General features: G+C 68.8%; 13 protein-coding genes. 11 read left to right on the top strand and 2 right to left on the bottom strand.

What is annotated here, in order from left to right:
• Positions 1–230: 230 nt before the first annotated feature.
• From FHT08_RS03010 to FHT08_RS03050, 9 genes are all read left to right on the top strand, one after another.
• Positions 231–953: an alpha/beta fold hydrolase gene (locus tag FHT08_RS03010; protein ID WP_166774253.1), complete on the top strand. Its 723-nt coding sequence runs from the start codon at positions 231–233 to the stop codon at positions 951–953.
• Positions 954–1165: 212 nt separating this feature from the next.
• Positions 1166–2017 carry a transporter gene (locus tag FHT08_RS03015; protein ID WP_166774254.1) on the top strand — a complete coding sequence of 284 codons (852 nt, stop codon included), beginning with the start codon at positions 1166–1168 and terminating at the stop codon, positions 2015–2017.
• 40 nt (positions 2018–2057) lie between these two features.
• Complete coding sequence (locus tag FHT08_RS03020) at positions 2058–3272, top strand: alcohol dehydrogenase catalytic domain-containing protein (RefSeq protein WP_208408822.1); 1215 nt, start codon at positions 2058–2060, stop codon at positions 3270–3272.
• 120 nt (positions 3273–3392) lie between these two features.
• Positions 3393–3959, top strand: coding sequence for a cupin domain-containing protein (locus FHT08_RS03025; RefSeq protein ID WP_166774255.1), 567 nt, complete (start codon positions 3393–3395; stop codon positions 3957–3959).
• A complete protein-coding gene (locus tag FHT08_RS03030; protein ID WP_208408823.1) occupies positions 3956–5419 on the top strand; it encodes an aldehyde dehydrogenase family protein in 1464 nt (487 codons plus the stop codon). The genes FHT08_RS03025 and FHT08_RS03030 overlap by 4 nt, the downstream gene beginning before the upstream one ends.
• A 146-nt stretch (positions 5420–5565) precedes the next feature.
• Complete coding sequence (locus tag FHT08_RS03035) at positions 5566–6141, top strand: VOC family protein (protein WP_166774256.1); 576 nt, start codon at positions 5566–5568, stop codon at positions 6139–6141.
• Between the two features lie 96 nt (positions 6142–6237).
• The gene (locus FHT08_RS03040; RefSeq protein ID WP_166774257.1) at positions 6238–7143 is read left to right on the top strand and encodes a fumarylacetoacetate hydrolase family protein; all 906 of its coding nucleotides are present in this window, start codon (positions 6238–6240) and stop codon (positions 7141–7143) included.
• Positions 7144–7219: 76 nt separating this feature from the next.
• Positions 7220–7999 carry an SDR family oxidoreductase gene (locus FHT08_RS03045; RefSeq protein WP_166774258.1) on the top strand — a complete coding sequence of 260 codons (780 nt, stop codon included), beginning with the start codon at positions 7220–7222 and terminating at the stop codon, positions 7997–7999.
• Between the two features lie 83 nt (positions 8000–8082).
• Positions 8083–8775 (top strand): polysaccharide deacetylase family protein, encoded by a 693-nt coding sequence (locus FHT08_RS03050; RefSeq protein ID WP_166774259.1) that lies wholly within the window; start codon positions 8083–8085, stop codon positions 8773–8775.
• Between the two features lie 97 nt (positions 8776–8872).
• On the opposite strand, the gene FHT08_RS03055 is transcribed toward FHT08_RS03050, so the two are convergent.
• Both FHT08_RS03055 and FHT08_RS03060 read right to left on the bottom strand, forming a co-directional pair.
• Positions 8873–9589 carry a GntR family transcriptional regulator gene (locus FHT08_RS03055; protein WP_166774260.1) on the bottom strand — a complete coding sequence of 239 codons (717 nt, stop codon included), beginning with the start codon at positions 9587–9589 and terminating at the stop codon, positions 8873–8875.
• A gap of 146 nt (positions 9590–9735) precedes the next feature.
• Entirely contained in the window at positions 9736–10632 is an 897-nt protein-coding gene (locus FHT08_RS03060; RefSeq protein WP_166774261.1) for a LysR family transcriptional regulator, read from the bottom strand.
• Positions 10633–10735: 103 nt separating this feature from the next.
• Here FHT08_RS03060 and FHT08_RS03065 point away from each other — a divergent pair, with 103 nt between their 5' ends.
• Both FHT08_RS03065 and FHT08_RS03070 read left to right on the top strand, forming a co-directional pair.
• On the top strand, positions 10736–11926 hold the full coding sequence (locus FHT08_RS03065) for an acyl-CoA dehydrogenase (protein WP_166774262.1): 1191 nt from the start codon (positions 10736–10738) through the stop codon (positions 11924–11926).
• Positions 11923–13179 carry a CaiB/BaiF CoA-transferase family protein gene (locus FHT08_RS03070; protein ID WP_166774263.1) on the top strand — a complete coding sequence of 419 codons (1257 nt, stop codon included), beginning with the start codon at positions 11923–11925 and terminating at the stop codon, positions 13177–13179. The genes FHT08_RS03065 and FHT08_RS03070 overlap by 4 nt, the downstream gene beginning before the upstream one ends.
• The last annotated feature ends 16 nt before the right edge of the window (positions 13180–13195 follow it).

Here is a 13195-nt window from a genome sequence, read left to right on the forward strand (position 1 = left end):
CTACTACTTAAGTATAATGCGCAAAACTTTATTTTGTGCATAATTCGATGCGACGACAACGCGCGTCGCGCCTGGGAGGGCAGTGTGAATAGCGTGAACATGCGCATCTCGAGCATGGCGGCCCCGGTCCGGGCATCGGCACAGCCCGGTGGCTTGGCGGACGGGCAGGCCACTGGCTCCGCGCTACGCCGGTTGTCCGGCGCGTCGCCTGCTCTTTCCGGGGTGCGGGCGTGACCGCGGCGACCTTCGTCCTGGTGCATGGCGCGTTCCATGGCGGCTGGTGCTGGCGTCCGGTGGCCTCGGGGCTGCGGGCCCTCGGGCACGAGGTGCATACCCCCACACAGACCGGCCTCGGCGAACGGCGGCACCTGCTGGGTCCGGACATCACGATGGAAACTTTCGTCCAGGACATCGTCCAGCTCATCGAGATGGAGGAACTGGACGACGTGGTGCTGGTCGGGCACAGCTTCGGCGCACGCACGGCGCTGGGCGTCGCCGATCGGATCCCGCATCGCCTGCGGCGCCTGGTCCTGATCGATGGCGGCATCCCGTTCGACGGCGCCAGTCGCCTGGAGGCCATGTCGCCGCAACAGCGCGAGGAGCGGCTGGTACGGGCCGTAGCGACGGGAGGCGTGGGCATCGCGCCGCCGCCTGCGGCGTCCTTCGGCGTATCGGACCCGGCGCTGCTGGAATGGTTGGAGCGTCATCTCACCCCGCAGCCGGTCGGGGCGGAAAACACCCGCCTGGCGCTGACGCATGACCTGGGCAATGGCCTGCCGGTCAGCTACGTCCGCTGTACCTCTCCCGCGCTCGCGGCGGTGGATGCCAGCGCGGACTATGCGCGCGCCCGCGAGGACTGGAGCTACGTGGAGGTCGCGGCCGGGCATTCGGTCATCGTGACCGATCCGGACTGGGTCGTCGCGTATCTGGATGCATTGACGAAGGAGGACTGATCACCCGCCGGTAAACGGGCGGCGCATCGTTCGGACGATGAAAGAAACCAAGACGGGATGCTCCAAGAGAAAAGGCTGCGCGCCTTCCGGGAGACTCCCCCCATTTTTTAGTGGAGGGCTAAAGAATGAAAATGGCGCCAGTACGGTGTCGTCACCGATTGCGGACGGGTCTCGGCTGCTTGGCCGTTGCCGTGTCCCTGTCGTGCGGGGCCTTGGCCAGCGAGAACGGGCAGACCCATTACCCGGTCGGGGTCGATACCATCATGAGCGGCGTGATGCCGGCACCCGGCCAGACGCAGTTCTATCTCTACACGCAGCACTACCGGAGCGACCGCACCAACGACAGTGCGGGCCGCTCGCTGGACCCCGGGTTCAACGTGGAGGTGCAGGCGTTCGTTCCCCGGGTCATGCACACCTGGCAGCGCCGCGCCGGTCCGTTCCAGATGAGTTCGGGGGCCCTGCTGCCGTTCACGCGCGTCCGCCTGCGGGCGTTCGGACAAGAGGGCAGCAGCACGGGCGCGGGCGATCTGGTGCTCTTCCCGCTCTACCTGGGCTACGTCAATCCGACCGGCACCGTGTTCGCCTACGGCGGTCCGGTGATCTACGCGCCGACCGGGAAGTACGACGAGAACCGCCTGGCCAACAACGGGCTCAACTACTGGTCGATCGCGCCCACGATGGGGGTGACGTGGCTGCCGCATCCGCGATGGGAGCTGTCGGCGGGCGCGAACCTGGAGTTCAACCGGAAGAACTCCGCGACCGACTACCGCTCCGGGCACAGCGCCATGCTGGATTTCGGCGTGGGTGTGCGCCCGCTGGCGGGTCATCCGAAGCTGAAGATCGCGGCGCAGGGGTTCGGCTTGGTGCAGTTCACCGACGACCGCCAGCACGGCGCCGTCGTGGGCGACGGCCACAGGGGACGCGCGTTCGGATTCGGCCCGCAGGTGTCCTACGACATCGCCGGCGGCAGGGGCGGCATGGTGCTGAAGTACCAGCGCGAGTTCGGTGTCGAGAACCGGACCGAAGGCGAGCGATTCTGGTTCATGTTCACCATGCCGCTCTAGGAGGTTGCGTTGGCGCCTGCGATTCCGCTGGGGCGCCGGGATGCTGGGTGCGATGCAGCAACGATGCGGCTGCTCGCAGGATCAAGTCAGTTATCAAAGTACGGTCGAGATCATTCGTCAATTCTGTGGGAGGGATCAAAGAATGAAGATGCGAGCAGCGAGATTGCACGAAGTGGCCACGCCATTTCGTCTGGATGAGGTAGAGGTGCCGGGGCCGCAGGGCGACGACGTGCTGGTGCGCGTGCGTTCCTGCGGGGTCGTGCCGAACCTGCGCAACGTGACGTACCACTATCCGGAATGGTTTCCGTTCCTGCCCCTGCCGCCATTGCCGGCCATCTTCGGGCTGGATCCGGTAGGGGTGGTGGAGGCGCTGGGGCCGGATGTGGCACCGGGAGGGCTGCAGGTCGGCCAGCGCGTGTACGTCAATCCGCTGCGCTCGTGCGATGAGTGCGACCACTGCGCGGCCGGCAGGAAAACGCTTTGCCTGGACCAGACCATGGCTGGCTACTTCGGCCTGAGCAAGCGCTCGAACGAGATTTACGCGCGCTATCCGTGGGGCGGATTCGCTGACTACATGATCGCGCCGGTGGATGCGATGGTGACGCTGCCGGACAACGTCAGCGACGAGGACGGCGCGCGCTGGGGTTATCTGGGCACCTGTTACGGCGCGTTGCGCAAGGCCCGGGTCGGGCCCGGGACGACGCTGCTGATCAACGGCGGGACCGGCACGCTCGGCGTGGGCACGGCGTTGATCGCGCTGGCAATGGGCGTGCCGAGAATCATCGCCGTGGCCAGGACCCAGGCGCTGCTGGAGCGGGTGAAGGCATTGGCGCCGGACCGGATCGAGATCGTCAATGCCACCGAAGGGAACGTGCCCGAACGCGTGATGGCGATCAACGGCGGCAAGGGCATCGATGCCGTGGTCGACTGCCTGGCCGCGGGCGCCGAATCGCAGGCGATGCTGGATGCGCTGATGTCGCTGGGCAAGGGTGGGCGCCTGGTGGTGATCGGCGGCATGGACAAGACGATGAACATCTTCCCGATCCACCTGATGAACTGGCAGATCGCGTTCATGGGCTCGTGCTGGTTCACCAGCGCCGAAGCCCAGGAGATGACCGCGCTGGCGGAGTCGGGCGCGCTGGACCTGTCGGCGTTCGAGCACAAGGTGTTCGCGCTGGAGCAGGTGAACGACGCGGTCGAGGCGGCCTCGCACCGTTCCGGCGGCGGCTTCGAGAACATCGTGGTCAGGATCTGATCGCCGTGCCGCGGTACGCCGCCCCGCCCCGCGGCGGTATCCGTGAGCCGCGTCTGCGTGCGCGGATGGCCGCGCCGCGCTCTCAGCGGGTGCGGCACCACAACAGAATTCGGAGTGCCTATGAAACTCAGACGCATCGTGGCCGGCACGGACCATGACGGGACCAGCCGGGTTTTCGCCGATGGCGATCCGCCCCGCAGTGTCACCTTCGATGCCGCGCCGGGATTCCATGTCTCGCTGCTGTGGTCCGCCCCCGCGCTTCCCGCCGTCGGGCGCGGCGAGCCGGCGGACACCACCCGCACCGATGGCGTGCTGCCCGCGCACGGGCAGAGCCGCCTGCTCGTGGTCACCCTCCCGCCCGATTCCACGCTCACGCGCGCCGACTTCGATGCGGCCGCCTACGGCCAGGAGCTTGCCGCCAAGCTGCCCGGGTTCGCCGAGACCTTCGAGCCCGACTGCCCGGGCATGCATACCACCGACTCGGTCGACTACGACGTGCTGCTGGAGGGCGAGATCGTGCTGGAGCTCGACGGCGGCCAGCAGATCCCGCTGAAACAGCACGAGATCGTGGTGATGCACGGCGGGCGCCACGCCTGGCGCAACCCCGGGCAGCGCCCGGCGGTGCTGCTGTTCGTGTTGCAGGGCGCGCGGCGCGGCGATCCGCCCGCGGCGGAGCGAGCGCCATGACCGCCGCAGCGGGGAACACAGGAGAGTGCAACATGCAAAGCGCGCATCAGTTCTACATCGACGGGCAGTGGCAGCCCGCGCGCGGCGGCCAGGTCGTGTCGGTCCTGGATCCGGCCAGCGAGACGCCGATCGGGGAGGTCGCATGCGCCACGGCCGCGGAGGTCGATCTTGCGGTACAGGCCGCCAGGCGGGCGTTCGCGTCCTTTTCGCGGACCCCGGTCGAGCAGCGCGCCTTGTTGCTGGAGCGGATCGGCGCGGCCTTGCGCCAGCGCGCCGATGAGGCGGCGGCCTGCGTCAGCGCCGAGATGGGCGCGCCGCTCGCATTCGCGCGCAGCTTCCATGTGCTGGGCGCGGCCCAGCGCTTCGAGGAAATGGCCGGTCTCGTGCGCGGCTATGCGTTCGAGCAGCCGCAGGGCAGCACGCTGCTGGTACGCGAGGCGATCGGAGTGTGCGCGCTGATCGTGCCTTGGAACGTGCCGCTGGTGTCGCTGGCCGGCAAGCTGGCCGCGGCGCTGGCGGCCGGATGCACCGTGGTGGCCAAGCCGAGCGAGGTGGCGCCGTTCAGTGCACTGGTCCTGGCCGAGGCCCTGCACGAGGCCGGCGTGCCGCCGGGCGTGGTCAATCTGCTCAATGGCGACGGCGCGCTCACCGGGACGGCGCTGGTCGAACACCCGGAGGTGGACATGATCAACTTCACCGGCTCCACCCGCGCCGGCGTGGCCATCGGCAAGGCCGCCGCCGAGTCGGTCAAGCGCGTGCTGCTGGAGCTGGGCGGCAAGTCGCCCAACCTGCTGCTTCCCGGCGTGGACCTGGAGGCGGTGGTGCCGGCGAGCGTGCGCCGCGCCTACGTCGGCAGCGGCCAGTCCTGCCAGGCGCCGACCCGTCTGCTGGTGCATCGCGCGCAGGCCGCGCGCGCGGCCGAGATCGCCGCCGCCACCGCCGATGCCATCGTCGTCGGCGATCCGCGCGACCCGACGGCCGAGATGGGTCCGCTGGCCAGCGCCGCGCAGTTCGACAAGGTGCAGGCACTGATCGGCTCCGGAATCGAGCAGGGCGCGCGGCTGGTGGCCGGCGGTCCGGGCCGGCCCGACGGCCTGGCGCGGGGCCTGTTTGTCCGGCCGACGGTGTTCGCGGACGTCGAGCCCTGGATGCGGATCGCGCGCGAGGAGATCTTCGGGCCGGTGCTGAGCATCCTGACCTACGAGGAGGTAGAGGAAGCGATCGAGATCGCCAACGACACCGAATACGGGCTGGCTGCGTGGGTTTACGGACCGGAATCGGACGCATGCCGGCGCATCGCCGGCCGGCTGCGCGCCGGGCGGGTGTATCTCAATGGCGCCGGCCCCGACCCGGCGGCGCCGTTCGGCGGCTACAAGCGCTCCGGCAACGGCCGTGAAGGCGGCGTCCACGGGTTGGAGTCGCATCTGGAGCTGAAGGCGGTAATGGGATGGAGCGGATAGTTTCGTTGCGCAAAACAATATTTTGTGCATAAAATCAAACCAGCCTCGAATGGAACCGCGACAACGCGGCCGGCGTGCGGTCCTGCAGGGAACCGCATCCCCCCTGCCCCGGCGGGGTTCCAGGAAAGGACAAGAGGAGGACGACGATGGGTAACGCCAATGCTGTCAACGATGTTCCGACCCGGCTGCATCATTACGGTTCGGTGGTGCGCGACCAGGCCAAGGTGCGCCAGTTCATGGAGGGCGTGCTGGGCTTTCCGCTGATCGCCACCTGGATCGAGCGCTCGCGGCTCAGGGAGATCGACGAGGAGCACAGTTTCTGCCATACGTTCTACGGGCTCGACGATGGCGGTGCGCTGGCCTTCTTCGAGTTTGACGATCCGTCGGTGTTCGAGCGCTGCCAGCCGGCGCAGCGTGCGGTGATCGAGCGCTTCGACCATCTCGCGCTGCGCGTGGGGGCCGAGCGCTACGAGGACCTCCGGCTGCGGATGAAGAGCGCCAGCGTGCCGTTCCGGGAAATCGACCATGGCTACTGCCGCTCGCTTTACACCAAGATGGAGGACGGGCTGGAGCTGGAGTTCACCGTCGATCCGCCCGACATCGACGAGATCATGGCCTCGCAGCGCGAGCATGCCGACGAAGACCTGAAACGTTGGATCGACGGCGAGCGGGCGCCCAACAACCGGTTGCGCGCGCGCTACCGCGAGGCGGCCCACGCTTGACCGGGCCCGTGGGCAGACGCTGCAGCGCGCCGCGAAGACCGGCGCGGCGGCGCTGCACGGCGCCGCACGGCCGAAAGTACCGACAAGGAGACACATGTGCGATTGATCAGCTTCGGCATTGAAGGGCGCTCCTCATGGGGGCTGTGGACCGAGCGTGGCGTCGTCGATGTGGGCAGACGCCTGCCCGGCTGTCCGACGCTGCGCGCGGCACTGGAGACCGGTGCGCTGGCGGCGGCGCGCGATCTGCTGCGGGCCGGAGTGGTCGCCGACTACGCCGCCGACGCGGTCGTGCTCGCGCCTGTGGTGCCCGATCCGGGCCAAGTGCTGTGCATCGGCCTGAACTACGAGGAACACCGGGCCGAGACCCGGCGCGAGCCCACCGGCCATCCCACGGTGTTCGCGCGCTATCCGTCGAGCCAGGTCGGGCACCTGGGCGCGATGCTGCTGCCGCCGGAGTCGACCATGTTCGACTACGAGGGCGAACTGGCTGTGGTGATCGGCCGCGACTGCCGGCGCGTGGCCGAGGCCGACGCGCTGTCGGTGATCGCCGGCTACAGCTGCTACAACGACGGCAGCATCCGCGACTTCCAGCGCCATACGACCCAGTTCCATGCAGGCAAGAACTGGCCGGCCACCGGCGCCTTCGGCCCCTGGCTGGTGACGCCCGACGAGGTGCCCGACCTGGAGTCGCTGTCCATCCAGACCCGCCTGAACGGTCAGGTGGTGCAGTCCGGCACGCTGGACCAGCTCATCTTCACCATTCCGCGGTTGATCGCCTATTGCTCGACCTTCACGCCGCTGCGGGCGGGCGACGTCATCGTCACCGGCACCCCGGGCGGTATCGGCGCGGCGCGGACGCCGCCGTTGTGGATGAAGCCCGGCGACCGGGTCGAGGTGGAGATTTCGGGTGTCGGCACCCTGGTCAACACCGTGCGCGAGGAGGCGGTCGCGGCATCTGGCGAGCGCCGCCAGCCGGTCGCCGCCGCCGTCGCCGGCGCTTGATCCGCCAGCGGCGGGTGCGCGCATTCAGCGTGGCCATCGTGCCGCATTCAACCCCGTCGGGACAAGGAACAACAGAATGGATCTAGGGATTGCCGGCCGTACGGCCCTGGTCTGCGCATCGACGCAGGGATTGGGCCGCGCCTGCGCCGAGGCGCTTGCGCGCGAAGGCGTGCGCGTGTTCGTCAACGGACGCGACCAGGAGCGCCTGGACGCCGCGGTCGCCGACCTGCGCGCCAGCCTTGGCGTGGAGGTCCACGGCATCGTCGCCGACGTCACCACCGAGCAGGGCCGCGATGCGTTGCTGGCGGCTTGCCCGCAGCCGGACATCCTGGTCAACAACAACGCCGGGCCGTCGCCGGCCGCGTTCCAGCAGCTCGAGCGCGATGCCTGGCTGGCCGCGCTGGAGGCCAACATGGTCGCCCCGCTGCAACTGGTGCGCGCGGTGCTGCCGGGCATGCGCGAACGCCGCTTCGGCCGTATCGTCAACGTGACCTCGGCGATGGTCACCACGCCGCGGCCGCACATGACGCTGTCCTCCGGCGCCCGCGCCGGCCTGACCGCGGCGATGAAGGGGCTGTCGCTGGAAGTGGCGCGCGACAACGTGACGATCAACAACCTGCTGCCGGAACGCTTCGACACCGCGCGGCAGGAGCAGATGGCCAAGGTGGCGATGGCGCGCGACTCCATCAGCTACGAGGAGGCGCGCCGCCGCCAGGTCGAGAGCATCGCGGCGCGGCGCCTGGGGCAGCCGCGCGAGTTCGGCGCCATGTGCGCCTTCCTGTGCAGCGACCTGGCCGGCTTCGTCTCCGGCCAGAACGTGCACCTGGACGGAGGATCGTATCCGGCGCTGATTTGAGAGGCTGGGAGTAGTTCGCCCGCAACGGTCCCGCTACGGCGTTCGATCTACTCTCAACCTCCTGAGTCGCCGACGAGATGGCCATGACCCGACTGACCCTGACGTTCGACAACGGCCCCACGCCGGGCATCACCGACCACGTGCTTTCGGTACTGGACCGCTTCGGGGTCAAGGCGACCTTCTTCCTGGTCGGCAGCCGGCTGCGCACGCCGGACGGCGCCCGGCTGGCCCGGCGCGCGCACGAGGCCGGGCACTGGCTCGGCAATCACACCCTGAGCCACGGCGAGCCGCTGGGGCTGCAGCATGTCGCCGGCGCGGCGCAGCGAGAGATCGGCGAGATGGAGGCGCTGCTTGGCGACCTGGCCCATCCGGATCGCCTGTTCCGGCCCAACGGCAAGGGCAGGCTCGGCCCGCATCTGCTCAATCCCGAGGCGGTCGTCTACCTGCGCACGCACGCCGGGACGGTCGTGCTGTGGGACAGCGTGCCACTGGACCGCAAGGTCGATGTGCCCTCGCCCGACAGCTGGCTCGCACAGGCCAGGCGCGACGTGCTGGTCCGTCCGTGGACGCTGATGGTGCTGCACGACCGGCCCAGCGGCCACCAGCCCGAGGGGCCGATGAACCACCTGGCCGATTTCCTGGGCTGGGCGCGCGACCAGGGCGTGGAGTTCGTGCAGGAGTTCCCCGACCATTGCGTGCCAATCCGGCGGGGCGAGGTGCGGTTGCCGCTCGACGACATTGTCGCCCAGGCCCAGGACAGCGTCGCCTCGCAGTAAAGAGGCGGCGGGACGGGTGCAGCACCCCGCCGCACGAGGTGAGGGTCGGCGTGTGGGCTTTGCGCTCGAATGCGGCCGCGGACCGTACCGTGCCGACCTACTGCGCCGTGAGGGTCTGCTGCTGCAGCGCGAGCAGGCTGTCGATAACGTTGCGTTCGGTCCGGCGCACGTGCTGTTCCAGCAAGCTGGCGGCCTTGTCCGCTTCCCGGGCCAGGATCGCGTCGAACAGATTCTTGTGTTCGTCGTGCTTGGAGCGCTCGGCCTTGCGGAAGCTCGACGAGAACCAGCGGAAGCGTTCGGCCTGGTCGAACAGGTCCTCGACCATCTCGCGCAGCAGCGGCGAGCTGCTGGCCGCGTAGGTGGTCAGGTGGAAGGTGCGGTGCGACCGCGACCACTCGGTGTTCAGCAGCATGGGCTGGGTTCCCATACGCGTCTCGATCAGCGACAGGTGGTGGAAGGCGGCCACAAGCGAGGCTTCCCAGCGATCATCGCCCTGGCGGATGGACTCGCGAAGGGCCTCGGTTTCCAGCAGCAGGCGCACGCGCGTCAGGTCGGCCACCGCCTCCACCGTGATCGGTGCGACGCGGAAGCCGCGGTGTTCCAAGGTCCTGACCAGACCGTCGCGTACCAATCGGTTCAGTGCTTCGCGCAGCGGGCTACTGCTGAAGCCCAGCCGCCGCTGCAGTTCCTCCACGCGCAGGCGCTGCCCGGGCTCGTACTCGCAATGGATCAGAGCGCGGCGCAGGGCGTGATAAGCCTGCTCGACCAGAGGCGCATCCTGCTCGGCAGGGACAGCGAGAGCATGGCTTCTCATGCGCGGAGGGGCCTTGTCGCCAGATTAACGTTCATTGTGCTCCGGATTGTGCATAAAGTAAATTAGTAAGCAAATAATCCGCGCGGCTGCATCTTGCAACGCCTGGCTCCCGGCGCTCGAGCGCGGCGCCTTGGCGCGGCACTGCGTCAGGGGGATTCCTCCGCTTCGGCGCGTAGCCATTGGCTGAACACGTCCAGCGCGGCGTTGCCACTCTTGCGTTCCGGCCAGATCAGGTAATAGCCGCGATCGCTGGGCGCCGCATGCCCGGATGCCAGCGAGAGGGTGCGCTGCGCCAGTTCCTGCTCGACCAGGATGCGTGGCACCAGCGCCACGCCCATGCCGAGCTGAGCGGCCTCGATCAGCATCGAGAACAACTCGAAACGCGGGCCAGACATGTCGCCGTCCAGGCGCATGCCGCAGCTGTCGAACCAGTGTCGCCACACGTAGGGGCGGGTGCTCTGCTGCAGTAGCGTACAGCGGGACCAGTCCGCCTCGCCGGACTCGCGCCGGCGGCTCTGCAGATAGCCGGGACTCGCGACCGGGACCACCTGCTCGCACATGAGGAACATGCCGCGGGTGCCCGGCCAAGGGCTCTCGCCTGCCGCGATGGCGGCATCCATCGGTGACTCGTCGAACATGAAGGGCCGCGTACGGGCGTTCAGGTGCACCGTCACGCCCGGATGGCGGGCATTGAAGTCAGCCAGCCGCGGCAGCAGCCATCGGGTGGCGAACGTGGGCACCACGCCCAGTTCGAGCGCGCCGCCCTGGCCGCCGGTGCTCATCAGGTTCAGGGTGTCGCGCTCGACCTCGTCCAGGCGCGCGGCGATCTGCCGGCCATAGGCGGCCCCGGCCTCGGTCGCCGTCACCCCGCGCGTGCCGCGCCGGAACAGTTTCACGCCGAGGAAGGCCTCCAGCGCGCCGATCTGCCGGCAGACCGCGCTCTGCGTCACCGCCATTTCCTCGGCCGCCTTGGTGAAGCTCTGGTGCCGCGCCGCCGCTTCGAACATGGCCAGCGCGGCGGTGGAGGGAAGCTTGCGTCGCATACCTTCAAGTGAGTAATTGGAACAGGTGACTGAGAATATATCGTTTGCGCCTGGATTTCATCCGCGTGGATGATGTGCTATCCAAATGTTCCGGGGTCCATGTATGAGTGTTTCGCACACCAAGCCCGTTTTCCACTGGGATGATCCACTGCTGCTGTCGCGCCAGCTCGGCGACGAGGAACGGGCCGTGGCCGAGTCCGCGCGCGACTACTGCCAGGAGCGGCTCGCCCCACGCGTGCTGGAGGCCTTCCGCAACGAGCACACCGACGTGGCGATCTTCCGCGAGATGGGCGAACTGGGCCTGCTCGGCGCGACCATCCCCGAAGCCTACGGCGGCGCCGGCCTGGGCTACGTGGACTACGGCCTGATCGCGCGCGAGGTGGAGCGGGTGGACTCGGGCTACCGCTCGATGATGAGCGTGCAGAGTTCGCTGGTGATGGTGCCGATCCACGCCTTCGGCAATGAAGAGACCAAGCAGAAGTACCTGCCCAGGCTGGCGACCGGCGAATGGATCGGCTGCTTCGGCCTGACCGAGCCCAACCACGGCTCCGACCCGGGCAGCATGGTGACGCGGGCCCGCCGCGTGGACGGGGGCTATCGGCTGTCCGGAAGCAAGACCTGGATCACCAACAGTCCGATCGCCGACGTGTTCGTGGTCTGGGCCAAGGACGACGAGGGCAGCATCCGCGGCTTCGTGCTGGACAAGGACTGGAAGGGGCTGAGCGCGCCGGCGATCCACGGCAAGGTGGGTCTGCGCGCCTCGATCACCGGCGAGATCGTCATGGACGAGGTGTTCTGTCCGGAAGAGAACGCCTTCCCCGAGGTGCGCGGCCTGAAAGGCCCGTTCACCTGTCTCAATTCGGCGCGCTACGGCATCGCCTGGGGCGCGCTGGGGGCGGCGGAGGATTGCTACCAGCGTGCGCGCCAGTACGTGCTGGACCGCAAGCAGTTCGGCCGGCCGCTGGCCGCCAACCAGTTGATCCAGAAGAAACTGGCCGACATGGCCACCGAGATCACGCTGGGCCTGCAGGGCTGCCTGCGGCTGGGGCGGATGCGCGACGAGGGCATCGCGTCGGTGGACCTGACCTCGATGATGAAGCGCAACTCCTGCGGCAAGGCACTGGACATCGCCCGCGCCGCGCGCGACATGCTGGGCGGCAACGGCATCAGCGACGAGTACGGCGTCGCGCGCCACCTGGTGAACCTGGAGGTGGTCAACACCTACGAGGGCACCCACGACGTCCATGCCCTGATCCTGGGGCGTGCGATCACCGGCATCGCCGCGTTCTCGTGACCTCGGCTCCGACCGCGGTCGCCCCCGGGGCCCTGGATGGGCTGCGCGTGCTCGACCTGTCGCGGGTGCTGGCCGGCCCGTGGGCCGGCCAACTGCTGGCCGATCTCGGCGCCGACGTGGTGAAGGTGGAGCGGCCTGGCCGCGGCGACGACACCCGCGCCTGGGGTCCGCCCTGGCTGGCCGGTGCCGGGGACGCCGAGGCCGGTGCCGCGCAGTCCGCCTACTACCTCAGCGCCAACCGCAACAAGCGCTCGATCGCGGTGGACATGAGCCAACCGGATGGGCAGGCGCTGCTGCGAGCGCTGGCCGGCGAGGCCGACGTGCTGATCGAGAACTTCAAGGTCGGTGGGCTGGCGCGCTACGGCCTGGACCAGGCCACGCTGCGCGCGGCCAACCCGCGCCTGATCTACTGCTCCATCACCGGCTTCGGCCAGGACGGGCCATACGCCCACCGCGCCGGCTACGACTTCATGATCCAGGCCATGGGCGGGTTGATGAGCCTGACCGGCAAGCCGGACGACGCGCCCGGCGGCGGTCCGGTCAAGGTGGGGGTGGCGCTGACCGACGTGATGACCGGCATGTACGCCGCCGTGGCGATCCTCGCCGCGCTTGCGCACCGCCAGCGCAGCGGCGAGGGCCAGCACATCGACCTGGCGCTGCTCGACGTGCAGGTCGCCAGCCTCGCCAACCAGGCGTCCAACTACCTCGTCGGCGGGCAGGTGCCCGAGCGCATGGGCAATGCCCATCCCAACATCGTGCCCTACCAGGAACTCCCCACCGCCGACGGCTACATCGTCATCACCGTGGGCAACGACGTCCAGTTCACGAAGTTGTGCGACTTGCTCGGGCATCCGGAATGGGCGTTGGACCCGCGTTTCGCCAGCAACCCGCAGCGGGTCCTGCATCGCCACGAACTGATCGCGCTGCTGTGCATGGCTACCGTCGCCCGGACCACGTCCGCCTGGCTCGAGGCGATGGAAGCGGCCGGGGTTCCCTGCGGCCCGGTCAACACGCTGGACCGGGTCTTCGCCGATCCCCAGGTCCAGGCCCGGGGAATGCGCGTGGAGCTGCCGCACGCGGTGGCAGGCCAGGTGCCGCTGGTGGCCAACCCGATCCGTCTGTCGGCCTCGCCCGTGCAGTACCGGCAGGCGCCGCCGACCCTGGGGCAGCACACTGGCGAGGTGCTGGCGCAGTGGTTGGGACTGGAGGAGGTGGCGCTGACCGATCTCTGGCAGCGACGGGTGCTGGAGTAGCCCTGGTCGGCCGGTT

This window comes from Xanthomonas sp. CFBP 8151, from assembly GCF_011761885.1.
In the GTDB taxonomy this organism is placed as follows: domain Bacteria; phylum Pseudomonadota; class Gammaproteobacteria; order Xanthomonadales; family Xanthomonadaceae; genus Xanthomonas; species Xanthomonas arboricola_B.